This window comes from Ruegeria marisrubri, from assembly GCF_001507595.1.
In the GTDB taxonomy this organism is placed as follows: Bacteria; Pseudomonadota; Alphaproteobacteria; order Rhodobacterales; family Rhodobacteraceae; genus Ruegeria; species Ruegeria marisrubri.
Genome location: NZ_LQBQ01000034.1, coordinates 195,020 through 210,797, shown reverse-complemented (window position 1 = coordinate 210,797; position 15,778 = coordinate 195,020). Strand labels below are relative to the sequence as shown.

The window sequence follows — 15,778 nt, the reverse complement described above, 5'->3', positions numbered from 1 at the left end:
GGTTACGCCTCGATTTCACGCCAGCGGCGCCCGTCGCGGTGCATCAGCATCAGTGCGTCCTCTGGGCCCGAACTGCCGGCGTCGTAGGGCGCGGGATGTTGCCGGGCGTCCTCCCAGTTGGCGATGATCGGATCGGCCCAGGCCCAGGCGGCTTCGACTTCGTCGCCGCGCATGAACAGGGTCTGGTCGCCGCGGATCACGTCCATGATCAACCGTTCATAGGCGTCTTGCGCCTCGGCATGGGGCCCAAGCGCGTCGGCAAAGGTCATGTCGAGCGTAACCTCGGCCAGCCGCAAACCGCCCGGCCCCGGCTCTTTGATCGTCGTGCGCAGGGTGATGCCTTCGTCCGGCTGCAGGCGGATGATAAGGGCATTGCCGCGCAAGCCTTCGGTCTTGGGGAACATCATGTGCGGCGGGTCGCGGAACATGACCACGATCTCCGATGCGCGCGCCCGCAGCTTCTTGCCGGTGCGCAGATAGAACGGCGTGCCGGCCCACCGCCAGTTGCCGATGTTCACTTTCATCGCGACGAAACTCTCGGTGCGGCTGTCGGGATCGCCGGCATGATCGCGATAGCCGTCCGCCGCACCCTTGCCGCGGTATTGCCCGCGGACGATATCGGCCGGCTCAACCGGTTCCAACGCCTCGATCACCTTGACCTTCTCGTCCCGCACGGCGTTTGGATGCAGCCGGGAAGGCGGTTCCATCGCGGTCAGGCACAAAAGCTGCATCAGGTGGTTCTGCACCATGTCGCGCATGGCGCCCGAGCGGTCATAGTATCCGCCGCGGCCTTCGACGCCGAGGCTTTCCGCCACCGTGATCTGGACATGATCGACATGTGTGGAGTTCCACAGTGGTTCCCACAGCGAGTTGGCAAAGCGCAGCGCCATCAGGTTCTGCACGGTCTCCTTGCCGAGGTAATGGTCGATCCGGTAGATCTGGTGTTCCGCGAAACCGTTGAGCAGGTCGGCGTTCAGGGCCTTGGCCGATGCCAGATCATGGCCGAAGGGTTTTTCCACCACGATCCGGCTGTCGGGTGTTGCGATTCCGTGTTCGTTCAGGTTGTCGGCGATGGCCCCGAACAAAGTCGGCGAAACCGAAAGGTAGAAGGCGCGGATCACATCCGGGCGCATGAGTTCGGCAAGTTCGGGCCAGCCTTTCGTGCCGGTGACATCGACCCTGACATAGTCGAGCTTTTCGAGGAAGCGGTTCACCAGCCCCTTCTGCCCGGACGCCTGGGGCACAAATTCGAGCAGGCTTTCTCCAACCAGGTCGCGGAAGGTGGCGCGGTCCAAGTCCGACCGTGCCGCCCCTAAGATCCGAGCGTGTTCCGGCATCTGTCCTACCGCGAAGCGGTGGAAAAGGCCGGGCAGGATTTTCCGGCGGGCGAGGTCTCCGGTCGCGCCGAAGATGACAAGATCGAAGGGATCCACCGGGATGACACGCGAGACCATTTGCTCAGCTCGCCAGTTTGAGATGATCGGAGGCGTTCAGCAGCGCGCCGATGCGGCGGCCGGTGTCGATCATGCGGTTCGAGAAGCCCCATTCGTTGTCGTACCAGCTGACCACGCGAACCAGGCCGCCTTCGGTGACGGAGGTCTGCGCCGCCGCGAAGCAGGACGAATGCGGATCGTGGTTGAAGTCGATCGACACCAGCGGGTCCTCTTCATAGGACAGGATGCCCGCAAGCTCGCCCCTGGCGGCCTCGGCGATCGCGGCGTTGATCTCGTCGCGCGTCGCCGGGCGCTCCGGCATGAAGCTGAGATCCACCAGCGACACGTTGGGCGTGGGCACCCGCACGGCCGATCCTTCCAGCCTGCCCTTGAGCTGCGGCAGAACCTCGGAGATCGCGCGCGCGGCGCCGGTCGAGGTGGGCACCATCGACATCGACGCGGCCCGGGCGCGATAGAGGTCGCGGTGGTTGGTGTCGTGGCTGGGCTGATCGCCGGTGAAGGCATGGATCGTGGTCATGTAGCCGGTCTTGATGCCGAAGGCGCGGTCCAGAACCATCGCCACCGGGGCCAGGCAGTTGGTGGTGCAGGAGGCGTTGGAGACGATCACGTCCCCGGCGGTCAGGTCCATGTGGTTGACGCCGTAGACCACGGTCCGGTCCACATCGGTGCCGGGAGCCGAGATCAGCACGCGCTTGGAGCCGTTCTTCAGATGCAGCGCCGCCTGCTCGCGCGTGGTGAAGAGGCCGGTGCATTCATAGGCGACATCGACATCGCTCCAAGGCAGATCCTCGGGATTGCGGATCGCGGTGAGGCGGATCCTGCGGTTGCCGACGATCAGCATATCCCCATCCACTTGCACCGGTTCACGCAGACGCCCGTGAACGCTGTCGTATTTCAGCAGATGGGCGATGTTCTTCGGCGGCGCGAGATCGTTGATCGCGACGACCGCGATGTCTTCCGTGCCCTGTTCGATCAGGGCGCGCAGCACGCCCCGGCCAATCCGCCCAAAGCCGTTGATGGCAATCTTGATCGTCATGTCTTGTCCTCCGAGTGTTTCCGTTTCCGCGGCGAAGTGTTTGCGCTAACAGTCTGCGGTAAAAAAATGATGCCGTCCCTATCCGTCAATTCACAACTCTCCGGCCCATGGGGGATTGGCGCCGACCCGCGACACGGTGATGGCCGCGACCTTTGCGCCGTGTGTCATGGCCTCTTCCAAAGTTGCCGGCGACAAGGCGGCCAGTTCGGACTTGGTCAGTTTGCCGAGTTCGGACAGTTTTGCCATGACGCCTGCATTGAACGTGTCGCCGGCGCCAACGGTGTCGGCGATTTCGGTCCGGTGCGCAGGCACATGAACTTCCGCACCGTTCGCCAGGAATCCGGTCGCGCCCTCGCCGCCACGGGTCAGAATGACGACGGATGGTCCCTTGTGCAGCAGGATCTCGACCTTTTCGCGCAGGGACAGGGGTTCAGGCTGAATCCAGTTCAGGTCTTCGTCCGAAACCTTGATGATGTCCGCCAGTGCCACCATGCGGTCCAGCCGGTTGCGATAGCGCCCGATGTCCCGAATGAATCGGGGGCGGATGTTCGGATCCAGAACGACCGCACGGCCGGGACCCTCGCGTTCAAGAAGGGCGGAATAGGCGTTTGCGCCGGGTTCGCAGGCAAGGCTGATCCCCCCGAAGTAGAGGGCGGACACCTCCGCGGACAGGGCTGGCATCACATCTGCTGACAGCATGCGACCGGCCGTGTTTTCATCGAAAAAACAATAGGTCGCATGACCGTTCATGAGGCGTACGAACGCCAGGGTGGTCGGACGGTCCGAGGTGACGATGTGCGATGTGTCCACATGGCTGGCTTTCAACGCATCTGCAAGCTGTCGCCCGAACATGTCTGTCGACAAGCCAGTCAACATGCCGGTTTGTACACCGAGGCGCCCCAGCGCGATCGCCGTATTGAATACGGCGCCGCCGGAATGGGGAACGAACCCGTCGCGTCCCGTCCCGGTCGGTGCGGGGATCATGTCGATCAGGGCTTCTCCGCAACACAAGATCATGGGTTCAGCCTTTCAGAAAAGCGTTGCGGTCCACGAGGAACCGTTCGGACAGGGGCAGGCTTGCCGCGCCAAGCGCGCGGGCATCACCGCCAATGCTCCCCGCGCGGATCTGCGGCGCCTGGACGCCGGGCAAGGCAATGGCGTCGATCCGCTGTTGGACGCGTTCCACCAGATCGGCCCGCACCCGAGCCGGCATCCACCCGTCCACGACGACGCATTCGAAATCGATCAGGCAGGCCGAGGACAGCGCGGCGCAGGCAAGGCCGTTGGCCGCTTCCTCCGTCCAAGAATTCAGCGTTTCCTCGGCAACGGACCAACTTTCCGGGTCGTCCCAGAGCGAGTTGCTTTCGCCGCCATGAACGAGCACGGTTTTCTCCAGCGCCGCCAGCGAGGCCACGTCCACAAGTTGCTTGGTCGTAGTGCCCGTGATCCTGATCGGCACGGACCCGAGCGCCGCTGCGTTCCCGGTGCGGCCGGTATAAAGCATGTTGTCCAGAACCAGCCCACCGCCGACGAAGAAGCCGATGAAGAAGAAGAGAAAATCCCGTGGCTTGGTCTGGTCTCCGAAAACGAGTTCCGCACCGCAGGCCGCGGAGGCGTCATTGCTGAGATAGACCGGAAAGTCGAAACGCTCTCGGATTGTTGCAGCAATGTCAAAGTCTCGCCAGCCGGCCATTTCGGAAGGGGCAACACTCAGCGCCTCGGCCCAATCCCAAAGTTGAAACGGCATGGCAATGCCCAACCCCGCAACGCGATTTCGGTGTTCTGGCGGCAGGCGGTCGAGAATTTGACCGATGGCCTTGTGCGCGAACTCCACGACCCTGTCGGGAGCAGGGTAGGCGTGTTTCTCTTGGACCCTGTCCACAACCTGTCCAAGGAAATCCGTCAGGACAAGATCCAGGCTGCGCCGGCCGACCTTGAGGCCAAGGAAGAAGGCGCCCTCCCGGTTCAACCGCATGGGCACCGAGGGTTGCCCTACCTTGCCACGAACGGGCTCGCCTTTTTCAAGTAGCCCATCCGCTTCCAGAGAGCGCATGATCACGGAAACAGTCTGGGCAGACAGGCCGGTCATTCGGGCGATGTCCGCCTTGGCCAGGGCGCCCGACTGACGGATCAGAGACAGGACAAGGCGTTCGTTGTAGGCACGCATCCCGCTTTGATTTGACCCACGCGCGGTCACGGAGGTGACGCGGGTCAGGTCTTCTTCGTACTGCGTTGTTGCGTGTTGCATGGATTCTTCGTCAGTGGCGTGTTTTGCGGGGAATGTGGTTCAATCCGGTCATCGAGTCAATAAATAAATCACTGTGATTTATTAAAAGGCCTTTTCGCGCAGTTCAGCCATGTACCTTGGTGGACCAAGGGCAGGCAGCCTTGCCAAGCTTGATTTTTCGCAAGCCTTGTTCATATTGAAAAGAAAAAAATTTGCGCGCGGCAAGTTTAGTGATTGCGGGATGAAATGACTCAGAAGATACGAAACATGGAAGAGTTCGCGGCCATCAGCGGCATCTCTCGCCCGACCCTGTCGAAATTCTTCAACGACCCCGAAAGTGTCAGGCGTTCGACCCGGGAGCGGATCGAGAAGGCGCTCGAGAAGTACGATTACCGGCCAAACGTCTTCGCCATGAACCAGAACCGGAGCAAGACCAAGAACGTCGGGATCGTCGTGCCCTACTTGGCGGATCCGTTTTTTTCCGAGATCGGGCGCGCAGTCGAACTTGCCTGCCTGGATGCGGGCTACAGTCCGATTTTGCACAGTTCGCATGGCAGCCCACAACTGGAGAACGATAACCTGGATTCCTTGAGATCGCTCAAGCCGGCAGGCGTTCTCCTTGCACCGTTCGGCCGGGCGTCAGACAGGAAATTCATCCAGGAATTCGCGCGCGAAGTGCCATTAGTGCTGTTCGACGCCAACATCGAAGGCGCGGGAGAAGCGTTCATCGGAACGGACAATTTCCAGAGCATAGGATTGGTCGTTGAATATCTGTGCCGAAGCGGAGAACCGCCCTGCTTCTTCGAGATGAAAACGCCCTCGAACCCGAATGCGAACAAACGCCGTCAAGCCTATCTGGAGGCGATGGCACGGCAGGGGCACCCTGCGCATATCTTCCAGGCCGAAGGAGACGGGTGGGACTTCGAGGAGATCGGAAGTGTCGAAGGGGGGCGAATGCTGGCCGACAGGGTCTTTCCCACAAACACGGTTTTGTGCAGCAACGATCGCCTTGCCATCGGCATGCTGTCAGCGGCCTACCGTCAAGGGATCCGCGTGGGCCGGGGGCCGGACTGCACACTCCGTGTGGCCGGTCATGACGACCATCCGTTCTCGCGCTTTACCTGTCCATCCCTGACGACGATTGCGCAGGATTACTCCGCGATTGCGGATCACGCTGCCAGTGCCCTGTTTGCAATTTTGGAATCGGAGCGGCGGCCCGCGGCGCGTGAAGAGACCCTATTCGAGGGCAAGCTCGTGATGCGGGAGTCCGCCTAACCGCTTGTTATCTGGACCAGTAACCATAAAAATTGACGCGCGTAAAAAAAGAATTGACTGCGCGTCGCGAAATATCCTATTCTCTTCTGCATCATCCATACAGGGAGGACTCGGATGTCTCTGAAGAATTCACTTCTCACCGCGACGGCTCTGGCGGTGGTCACCGCAGGCGGCGCTTTCGCCGAAACCACCGTCACAATTGCCACCGTGAACAATGGCGACATGATCCGCATGCAGGGTCTGGCCGATGAATTCACGGCGGCCAACCCCGACATCAAACTGGAATGGGTGACACTGGAAGAAAACGTGCTGCGTCAGCGCGTGACCCAGGACATCGCCGCCAAGGGCGGCCAGTTCGACGTCATGACCATCGGCACCTACGAGGTTCCGATCTGGGGCAGCCAAGGCTGGCTCGTGTCGCTGAACGACATGCCTGACGAATGGGATGCCGACGACCTGTTGCCCGCCATCCGCGGCGGCCTGACCGTGGACGGCGAACTCTATGCCGCGCCGTTCTACGGCGAAAGCTCGATGGTCATGTACCGCACCGACCTGATGGAGAAGGCCGGTCTGGAAATGCCCGCAGCCCCGACCTGGGACTTCATCAAGCAGGCGGCCGCCGCGATGACCGACAAGGACAACGAGATCTACGGCATCTGCCTGCGCGGCAAGGCGGGTTGGGGCGAGAACATGGCCTTCCTGACCGCCATGTCGAATTCTTTCGGCGCACGCTGGTTTGACGAGAACTGGCAGCCGGAACTCAATGGCGAAGAATGGACGGCCACCGTCAATTATTACATGGACCTGATGAACAACTACGGTCCTCCGGGCGCCTCGACCAATGGCTTCAACGAAAACCTGTCGCTGTTCCAGCAGGGCAAATGCGGTATGTGGATCGATGCCACCGTTGCCGCGTCCTTTGTGACCAACCCCAACGACTCGACCGTCGCCGACAAGGTCGGCTTCGCACTGGCGCCGGACAACGGCCTGGGCAAACGCGGCAACTGGCTCTGGGCGTGGTCCCTGGCGATCCCGGCAGGGTCTGATGCCACTGACGCGGCCAAGAAATTCGTCGCCTGGGCAACTTCGAAAGACTACACCGCACTCGTCGCCTCGAAAGAGGGATGGGCCAATGTTCCGCCCGGCACCCGGACCTCGCTCTACGAGAATCCGGAATACCAGAGCGCCGCGCCCTTTGCGGAAATGACCCTGGGATCGATCAACGCCGCTGACCCGACCAACCCGTCGGTCAAGCCGGTCCCCTACACGGGCGTCCAGTTCGTGGCTATTCCCGAGTTCGCGGGCATCGCAACTCAGGTCGGCCAGGAAATCTCCGCCGCACTTGCGGGCCAGCAATCGGTCGCCGAGGCGCTCGAAAAGGCGCAGGCGCTTGCCGCTGACGAAATGGAAGCTGCCGGCTACTGACCGGCTTCCGCCCAGCCCCGGGGGAACCTTCCTTCTCCCCTGTCTCCCCCGGGGTCCAATTCTCTCTCTATGTCGCTAACCCGCTTCAGGTAGCCTGAGGGCGACCAACAGAGGAGGTGTGCCCCATGGCAACCCAACATTCCAGATCTGCGGCGCGCCTGATGATGGCACCGGCGGTGGTCCTGCTCCTCGGATGGATGCTCGTCCCGCTGATCATGACCCTCTACTTCTCATTCAAGAAATACCTTCCCCTGCGGGGCGGCGACCTGGGTTGGGTCGGGTTCGACAACTATGTCCGCTTCGTGACCTCCAGCGCCTTCTGGCCTTCGGTTCTGGCTACCTTGGCCATTGTCGGCGGCGTGCTGGTCATCACGGTCGTCTTCGGTGTCTTGCTGGCAATCCTGCTCAATCAGCCCATGTGGGGCCAGGGGATCGTTCGCATCCTCGTCATTGCGCCGTTCTTCGTCATGCCCACCGTGTCGGCACTGGTGTGGAAGAACATGTTCATGGATCCCGTGAACGGGCTTTTCGCGCATCTATGGAAATTCTTCGGCGCACAGCCGGTCGAATGGCTGAGCCAGGCGTCACTGCAGTCGATCGTCATGATCGTGTCCTGGCAATGGCTGCCCTTTGCGACGTTGATCCTGCTGACGGCCATCCAGTCGCTCGACAGCGAACAGCTCGAGGCTGCGGAAATGGATGGCGCTTCACCGCTCAAGCGTTTCGCCTACATCACCTTGCCGCATCTCAGCCGCGCCATCACGGTCGTGGTCCTGATCCAGACGATTTTCCTTCTGGCGATCTTCGCCGAGATCTTCGTGACCACTCAAGGCTCCTTCGGCACCCGCACCCTGACCTATCTGATTTATCAGCGCGTGCTGGAAAGTCAGAATGTCGGGCTCGGCTCGGCGGGCGGTGTCTATGCAATCATTCTCGCCAACATTGTCGCCATCTTCCTGATGCGCATCGTCGGCAAGAACCTGGACGCGTGAGGAGGATTTCATGGCGCGCGCAGTTACGCAGCAACGCAAGATCATCAACACCGTCCTCGCCTGGGGTGTCGGACTTCTGATCTTCTTCCCGATCCTCTGGACCATTCTGACCAGCTTCAAGACCGAAGCACAGGCCATCTCGGATCCGCCGGTCTTCCTGTTCTTCGACTGGACCCTGGAAAACTATGCCGTGGTTCAGGAACGTTCCGACTACATGCGGTACCTGTGGAATTCGGTCATTATCGCCGGCGGGTCCACGGTGCTGGGGATCATCGTCGCGGTCCCGGCCGCCTGGTCGATGGCCTTCGTACCATCGACCCGCACCAAGGATATCCTCCTTTGGATGCTCTCCACCAAGATGCTCCCGGCGGTTGGTGTTCTGTATCCGATCTACCTGATCTTCATCAAACTGGGGCTCCTCGATAGCCGGACCGGCCTCGTCATCGTGCTGATGCTGATGAATCTGCCGATCATCGTCTGGATGCTGTACACGTACTTCCGCGAGATCCCGGGCGAAATCCTCGAGGCCGCGCGCATGGACGGGGCAACGCTGAAGGAGGAAATCCTTTACGTGCTGACCCCCATGGCCGTGCCCGGCATCGCCTCGACGCTGCTTCTGAACTTCATTCTGGCTTGGAACGAGGCTTTCTGGACCCTCAACCTTACCGCGGCCAAGGCCGCCCCCCTGACGGCCTTCATCGCCAGCTATTCCAGCCCCGAAGGGCTTTTCTACGCCAAGCTCAGCGCGGCTTCGACCATGGCGATCGCGCCGATCCTGATCCTCGGCTGGTTCAGCCAGAAACAACTCGTCAGCGGCCTGACCTTCGGCGCCGTCAAATAAGGAGATACACACATGGGACGTATCACACTGGACAAGGTCTCCAAAAGGTTCGGCGACGTAGAAGTCATCCCCCCGCTGGACCTGACGATCGAAGATGGCGAGTTCACGGTCTTCGTCGGCCCCTCGGGATGCGGGAAATCCACCCTTCTGCGCCTGATTGCGGGGCTGGAGGACACCACAAGCGGGCAAATCCGTATTGACAGTCAGGACGCCACCCACGTGCCCCCCGCCAAGCGCGGTCTGGCGATGGTGTTCCAGTCATATGCGCTGTATCCACACATGTCGGTGCGCAAGAACATTGCCTTTCCGATGAAGATGGCGGGGGTTCCCGAAGACGAGCAAAAGCGCCGGATCGAGGCCGCGGCCAATGCTTTGAACCTGACCGACTATCTTGACCGGCGTCCGGGCCAACTCTCGGGAGGACAGCGCCAGCGCGTGGCGATTGGCCGGGCGATCGTTCGTGAGCCCTCCGCCTTTCTCTTCGACGAACCATTGTCCAACCTGGACGCCGCGTTGCGGGTCGGGATGCGGCTGGAGATCAGCGAACTGCACGAGCGGCTGAAAACCACCATGATCTATGTGACCCACGATCAGGTCGAGGCAATGACCATGGCCGACAAGATCGTGGTGCTGCAGGCCGGCGTGATCGAACAGGTCGGGTCACCGCTGGAACTGTACCACGAGCCCCGGAACAAGTTCGTCGCCGGGTTCATCGGATCGCCCAAAATGAACTTCATCGAGGGTGCCGAGGCCGGCAAGCACGGAGCCCACACGATTGGCATCCGCCCCGAGCATATCGCGGTTTCAGCCGATGAGGGCCCGTGGTCCGGTGCGGTGAGCGTTTCGGAACACCTGGGATCGGACACGTTCTTCCATGTTCACGATACTGGTCTCGCGGAGACCATCACGGTTCGCGCGGACGGTGAAGTCGGTTTCCGCCATGGCGACCGCATCCGCCTGACGCCGCGGGCGGAACTGATCCACAAGTTCGACGAAAACGGCCTGAGGATCGCATGACACGTCTCGCCGGGAAATCGGCGCTCATCACGGGCGCGGCCCGGGGCATCGGGCGCGCCTTTGCCGAGGCGTATGTCCGCGAAGGCGCGCGCGTGGCAATCGCCGATATCGAATTCGACCGGGCCCGCGAAGCTGCTGTGACTCTGGGCGATGCGGCAATCGCCGTCGAGATCGACGTTTCCGATCAGGCCAGCATCGACCGCGCCGTCCAGGATACGATCAAGGCCTTCGGGCAGATAGACATCCTGATCAACAATGCGGCGGTTTTCACGGCGGCACCGATCGTCGAGATCAGCCGCGCCGACTATGACCGCGTCTTCGACATCAACGTCGCGGGCACGCTGTTCACTCTGCAATCCGTGGCGTGGCACATGATCGAGCGCGGACAGGGGGGCAAGATCATCAACATGGCAAGCCAGGCCGGCCGGCGTGGTGAGCCCCTTGTCGCCGTTTATTGCGCGTCCAAGGCCGCGGTCATCAGCCTGACCCAATCCGCGGGGCTCAATCTGATCAGACACGGCATCAACGTCAACGCCATTGCACCCGGCGTGGTCGATGGCGAGCACTGGGACGATGTGGATGCATTCTTCGCCAAATACGAAGGCAAGGCGCCGGGCCAGAAGAAGGAAGAGGTCGGTCAGGCGGTTCCCTTCGGCCGCATGGGCGTGGCGAAGGATCTGACTGGCATGGCGGTCTTTCTTGCAAGCGACGAGGCAAACTACGTCGTTGCTCAATGTTACAACGTGGACGGTGGCCAATGGATGAGCTGATCCCCCTTTCCAACTCCACGCTCGGTCAGCTTGCCATCGAGCATCCCCGCTATGACCGCAAGGCGCTCACGCCTGGCATCGTTCATGTCGGCGTCGGAAACTTCCACCGTGCGCACCAGGCTTGGTACCTGCATCGCCTGATGCAGGCGGGGCGGGCCCGCGATTGGGCGATCGTAGGCGCGGGCGTCCGTCCTTATGACACCGCAATGCGTGAAAAGCTGTTGGCGCAGGATTGCCTGACCACCTTGATCGAGCTTGATCCCGAGGGCACCTCGGCCGAGGTGATCGGATCCATGATTGACTATCTGCCCGTCGAGGCCGGCAATGGCCCCCTGATCCGCGCGATGGCAAACCCGGCCATCCGCATCGTCGCTCTGACGGTCACCGAGAGCGGGTACTACGTGGATCCGGTGAGCAAGGGTTTTGACGCCAACCATCCAGATATCCAGCACGACGCTGCGCATCCCGACGTGCCGCGCACAGTTTTCGGCGCGATGGTCGCCGCCTATCGCATGCGTCGCGCGGCAGGCCATGACCCGTTCACCGGCCTGAGCTGCGACAATCTGCAAGGAAACGGCGCAATCCTGCGCCAGGCCGTTGTTTCGCTGGCACGGCTGTCGGATCCCGACTTGTCCGATTGGATCGAAGCCAATGCGAGCTTTCCGAATTCCATGGTCGATTGCATCGCCCCGGCGACAGGCCCCAAGGAACTGGCCCTGAGCCGGGATTTCGGGGTCGTCGATGCGGCTCCGGTGACTCATGAGGCGTTCCGGCAATGGGTGATCGAAGACAACTTTTGCACCGGGCGGCCAGACTGGGATCTTGTCGGTGCGACATTCTCGGATGACGTTCACGCCTACGAGAAGATGAAGATCCGCATCCTCAACGCCGGCCACCAGGTTCTTGCCAATGCCGGCGAAATCCTCGGGCTCGAAACCATCGCCGAGTGCATGGCCCATCCGCTGGTATCTGCGATGTTCCGCAAGGTGCAGGCTACGGAGATCGCTCAGACAGTTGCCGCGGTTCCGGGCACCACGCCTCTATCTTACGTCGACCTCATCGAGAGGCGGTTCGCCAATCCGAAAATCGTGGACACGACGCGGCGTGTGGCCTTCGACGGCTCCGCCCGCCACACCGGATTTGTATTGCCGATCGTTCGCGATCAACTTGCGGCAGGCCGGTCGGTTGAAGGTCTTGCTCTGGTCGAGGCCCTTTGGGCGCGCATGTGCGAAGGAACACGTGAAGACGGGTCTGCAATCGAGCCGAATGACCCTTTCTGGACCGATCTGACCGCAGTTGCGCGTGACGCACGTGAACGTCCCAGCGCCTGGCTGGAGCAGAGCCGGTTCTACGGCGAACTGCAGCAGGTACAACCATTCGCTACGGCCTTTGAGCGGTGGTTGCGCCTGATCTGGGAGGAAGGCTGCGACACGGCCATGAAAGACTACTTGGCAGTCGAGTCCGACTCAGCTGCTGGAACCGGTTGACGCGGGCGTCACCTCTTTTCCTGAACCATACGGTGATGTCGCCCATGGCTCTGGTGCGAGCGATCCCTCGAACGCAGGAAATGCTGCGCGATACACCAGTGGCAGAAATGCGAAAGTTGCAGCGCAGCGACAACGTGGCCAATGAACGTCGGCTCTGGGCCGGGAACGCCAGTTGGCGTCTCGTTGCCGAAGGTCCGTTTTGTCCCGCATCTCGGACATAGACCCTATTCTGCTGAACGTCCGTTCTATGGCGAAAGCAGACATAGCGCAGCGTAGCCACGACTTCGTCAGCGTGAATGTCTGCTTCTGTCGAAAAGCGGTCATCTTTAAATTCCGCTCGAAGTTCCGCTGTGCGGGACAAACCTGCCTGATGCCGCCGCAGCAAGACTTCGCGACAGACGGCGACCACATCTCTGTGCCCGTCGCGGCGGCGCGGCACAACTTCCCCGAAGCGGTCATTGAACGCCGCCAAAATAGCCCGAATTGGAACCGGTCGTTTGCCGCACCGGCGTCGGATGTCTCACATGCGGGACTGAACTGCCATTCACATGCGATTGTTGATGGTACCGTTGGAGCGGTTCGGGTCTGTTGGCGTGCGCTCAAAAACACTGGTATCAAACCGCAAACCGTTGGCAGACAAATTGCCGAAATATTGCGCAGACCCAAGTTCGGGTTCAATCCGCAAATGCAACGTAGCGAAGCGCTGCGGGTGTCTCTTTCGAGCCACATATTTAACTTCGCAACCAAGTGAGGGCGGTTTGCTCGTGCAAAAAAGGTTCGCAGTATGACACATATCAAAACCAGCATGTGTATTGCGCCTTAAAACGTTTTCAGTACTCAGCAACCATCGTTGGTTTTGCTGGCAGGAAAAGAGAAAGAGTAGAATGAGTAAAAAAGTGAACAATCTTCTTCGGACAGCAGCGCCCTTGGCGCTGGCGGTATTCGCCAACGGTGGCGCACAGGCCGACTTACTCTCTGAGGATGTGCTTGTTGGTACCTCAGGTGATGGTCTGATTTTCGCAGATCCCTCCGAGGGCGTCTTGGAACCGGGCATCAAAAGCGTAACGTTCACACGCACACGGGTGCCGGATGGCATGGGCGGGTTCACATATGTTGATCCGTTTGAGGAGATCATAACCGATCTCTCGGGTCTTGCACACCGCGGGGACGTAACGAACTGCCTGATGGCCAACAAAGCCAATGTCTTTTGTGATTCCGAAGGCGGTTCCGGAAAACGGATAAAGGTACAACTTACCGGGAGAAACCCGTTCGACATTAGGTTGCGCACGGTACCATCGGCCACATACCCGTCGGTGGATTACTTCACATTTGGAAAAGTCACCAACAAGGCCGGCGCGCGAATGACTGGATTTGCACTACAGATGCTGGATTCGACCGGGCGGCCAATGGGCGAACTGAACCCTGCAAATGCAGTGCTCTTCAATCTGGGCGCGACCGGGATAGGAATAGGCTCAAGGCTGCCTGACGGCCTGTTTGGTGCAGGTGGTCAAGAAGGTGAAATCGGATTTTTCTCGACTGACCGGGCGTCATTGGCACGCACAAGCAGCGCTGACACGCTTTTGTTCGGCGCATTGAGCAATGCCGAGTACGTCGCAAACTTTGGAACGGCGTTTTTGGATCAAACGCTCTTGCCGGATGGGTTGTTTTGGGATGACAACAGCGATCCGTCGGACGAAGCAGCCTTGGTTGCGTGGAACAACCTGGCCGCAGGTGGATGGACTTACGGAAACCTCGCGCTCAATGCAAATCTAAATGCCAAGTTGCAGGAACTTGCCGCCGATTTGGGAGTAAGCGTCGCGGAACTGCAATACGCGCCCGGAGCGTTGGTTCCCGCGAACGTTGTCGCGGCCGCGGACGCAAATGGCTTGTTTAGTACTGGCTTGATTGAGGATTTGGCGAATAGCAACCTCAACTTCACCATAACAGTTGGGAGCGTGGAAGCGGGGCAGTTTGTCTGGCGGATCGTTCCCACGTTTGCGCCTATCGTCGAAGGCACTGAAACTGACTATCAATTCCGGGTCGCTGGAAATCTGGATGCCGTTGCCAACGTACCGTTCTTGGATATTGGCAATGCATCCGAGTACAGAGCAGCAATCGACCAAATCCTCGCCTTGGACTCGTCAGAGCGTGGCAGGGCTATCGAAAGCATCGGCCACAGCTTTGCTCCTGCCTACGTAAGCCTCGGGTTCGAAGCTGCAAGAAACCAAATAAATCTGATTACTGATACTGCGCCTTGGCAAAACAGTCAGGACGGCGGCATGGTCACCCAAGGTGGTGGTGGGTCCTGGAAGTTTGACGATGGCCTTTACGGATTGATCGATCTTGGAGGCGTACGCGCCGAATACGACCCGACAGCCGGTTCGGTCGGGTACGAGATCGACCTGAAGTCCCTGTCGCTTGGGCTGGAAAAGCGTATCAACTTGAACACTTCTCTAGGCGTGATGGTTTCAGCATCCAATGGTTCTGCGGACGCCAATGGCGGTTTGGGCTCAATCGACGTCGACGCCTATTCAATCGCCGGGTTCGTGAGGTCGAATTTCACAAACGGCACGCAAGCGCAGGCGGTGCTTGGATACCAAGACTTGTCGTATGACTCTGAACGCGCTGTTCTTGGAAGACAGGCCTCTGCGTCTCCCGACGGGTCGCAGTGGTTTGCGGCGCTAAGAGCTGATCACCTTTTTGATCTGAAGCCTGCGTTGCGCTTTGGCCCCACCGCCTCTTTGGGATACTACGATGTGTCGGTCGACGGCTTTTCGGAGAGCAATGCCGGAGCGTTCAATCTGGCAGTCGGAGATCAGGACGTAGGCACGTTTCTGGGGTCAATCGGCGTCCGAGGCGAATATGGACTGCCATCCGCAGGCAACGGTAGCCGCCTGACAGGCAGCCTTCAGTATGCGTTCGTGAATGAGACGGGCGTGGGAACCGCGGTCGGTTTCGTGGGGCTACCCGGCTACGATGTACCCGGATTGGCGCTGGATGATCAATGGGTGGATGTAATGCTCGGTTTCGAGGCAGATGTTTCATCCAGCGGGGATGTTCAGACAACGCTTCGCGCAGGTTACAGCGGAGCATTCGGAAGCGACTACGAAAGCCACGGTTTGAACTTGGGTTTGAACGTTCTATTCTGACTCTTTTCTGCAAGTAATCATGCGACCGCCTTGCACCAAAGGCGGTCGTCTTTTTTCGGATCGGTGATTGGCGCAATGCAAGTAACCCTCAGTCACCACTTTGAC

General features: G+C 60.2%; 13 protein-coding genes. 9 read left to right on the top strand and 4 right to left on the bottom strand.

Annotated features, from left to right (window positions below):
- Positions 1–2 precede the first annotated feature (2 nt).
- From zwf to AVO45_RS13500, 4 genes are all read right to left on the bottom strand, one after another.
- The gene (zwf, locus tag AVO45_RS13515; RefSeq protein ID WP_068347776.1) at positions 3–1,454 is read right to left on the bottom strand and encodes a glucose-6-phosphate dehydrogenase; all 1,452 of its coding nucleotides are present in this window, start codon (positions 1,452–1,454) and stop codon (positions 3–5) included.
- Between the two features lie 4 nt (positions 1,455–1,458).
- Positions 1,459–2,490, bottom strand: a complete 1,032-nt coding sequence (gene gap / locus AVO45_RS13510; protein ID WP_068347774.1) for a type I glyceraldehyde-3-phosphate dehydrogenase — start codon at positions 2,488–2,490, stop codon at positions 1,459–1,461.
- Between the two features lie 90 nt (positions 2,491–2,580).
- Positions 2,581–3,507, bottom strand: a complete 927-nt coding sequence (locus AVO45_RS13505) for a carbohydrate kinase family protein (protein ID WP_068347772.1) — start codon at positions 3,505–3,507, stop codon at positions 2,581–2,583.
- A gap of 4 nt (positions 3,508–3,511) precedes the next feature.
- The gene (locus AVO45_RS13500; RefSeq protein WP_068347770.1) at positions 3,512–4,738 is read right to left on the bottom strand and encodes an ROK family transcriptional regulator; all 1,227 of its coding nucleotides are present in this window, start codon (positions 4,736–4,738) and stop codon (positions 3,512–3,514) included.
- Positions 4,739–4,984: 246 nt separating this feature from the next.
- Between AVO45_RS13500 and AVO45_RS13495 the strand changes: the two genes are divergently transcribed.
- The 9 genes from AVO45_RS13495 to AVO45_RS13460 all read left to right on the top strand — a co-directional run bounded on the left by AVO45_RS13495 (position 4,985) and on the right by AVO45_RS13460 (position 15,673).
- Positions 4,985–5,992, top strand: coding sequence for a LacI family DNA-binding transcriptional regulator (locus tag AVO45_RS13495; RefSeq protein ID WP_240482141.1), 1,008 nt, complete (start codon positions 4,985–4,987; stop codon positions 5,990–5,992).
- 114 nt (positions 5,993–6,106) lie between these two features.
- Entirely contained in the window at positions 6,107–7,417 is a 1,311-nt protein-coding gene (locus tag AVO45_RS13490; protein ID WP_068347769.1) for an ABC transporter substrate-binding protein, read from the top strand.
- Between the two features lie 125 nt (positions 7,418–7,542).
- Positions 7,543–8,409 carry a carbohydrate ABC transporter permease gene (locus AVO45_RS13485; RefSeq protein ID WP_068347768.1) on the top strand — a complete coding sequence of 289 codons (867 nt, stop codon included), beginning with the start codon at positions 7,543–7,545 and terminating at the stop codon, positions 8,407–8,409.
- A 10-nt stretch (positions 8,410–8,419) separates the two neighbouring features.
- Positions 8,420–9,250 carry a carbohydrate ABC transporter permease gene (locus AVO45_RS13480; protein WP_068347767.1) on the top strand — a complete coding sequence of 277 codons (831 nt, stop codon included), beginning with the start codon at positions 8,420–8,422 and terminating at the stop codon, positions 9,248–9,250.
- A 12-nt stretch (positions 9,251–9,262) separates the two neighbouring features.
- Positions 9,263–10,267 carry an ABC transporter ATP-binding protein gene (locus AVO45_RS13475; protein WP_068347766.1) on the top strand — a complete coding sequence of 335 codons (1,005 nt, stop codon included), beginning with the start codon at positions 9,263–9,265 and terminating at the stop codon, positions 10,265–10,267.
- On the top strand, positions 10,264–11,037 hold the full coding sequence (locus tag AVO45_RS13470) for an L-iditol 2-dehydrogenase (protein WP_068347765.1): 774 nt from the start codon (positions 10,264–10,266) through the stop codon (positions 11,035–11,037). The genes AVO45_RS13475 and AVO45_RS13470 overlap by 4 nt, the downstream gene beginning before the upstream one ends.
- Entirely contained in the window at positions 11,025–12,524 is a 1,500-nt protein-coding gene (locus AVO45_RS13465) for a mannitol dehydrogenase family protein (protein ID WP_068347763.1), read from the top strand. The genes AVO45_RS13470 and AVO45_RS13465 overlap by 13 nt, the downstream gene beginning before the upstream one ends.
- Before the next feature lie 247 nt (positions 12,525–12,771).
- Positions 12,772–13,275 (top strand): hypothetical protein, encoded by a 504-nt coding sequence (locus AVO45_RS19785; protein ID WP_157770168.1) that lies wholly within the window; start codon positions 12,772–12,774, stop codon positions 13,273–13,275.
- A gap of 133 nt (positions 13,276–13,408) precedes the next feature.
- Positions 13,409–15,673 carry a choice-of-anchor F family protein gene (locus tag AVO45_RS13460; RefSeq protein ID WP_068347762.1) on the top strand — a complete coding sequence of 755 codons (2,265 nt, stop codon included), beginning with the start codon at positions 13,409–13,411 and terminating at the stop codon, positions 15,671–15,673.
- Positions 15,674–15,778: the final 105 nt, after the last annotated feature.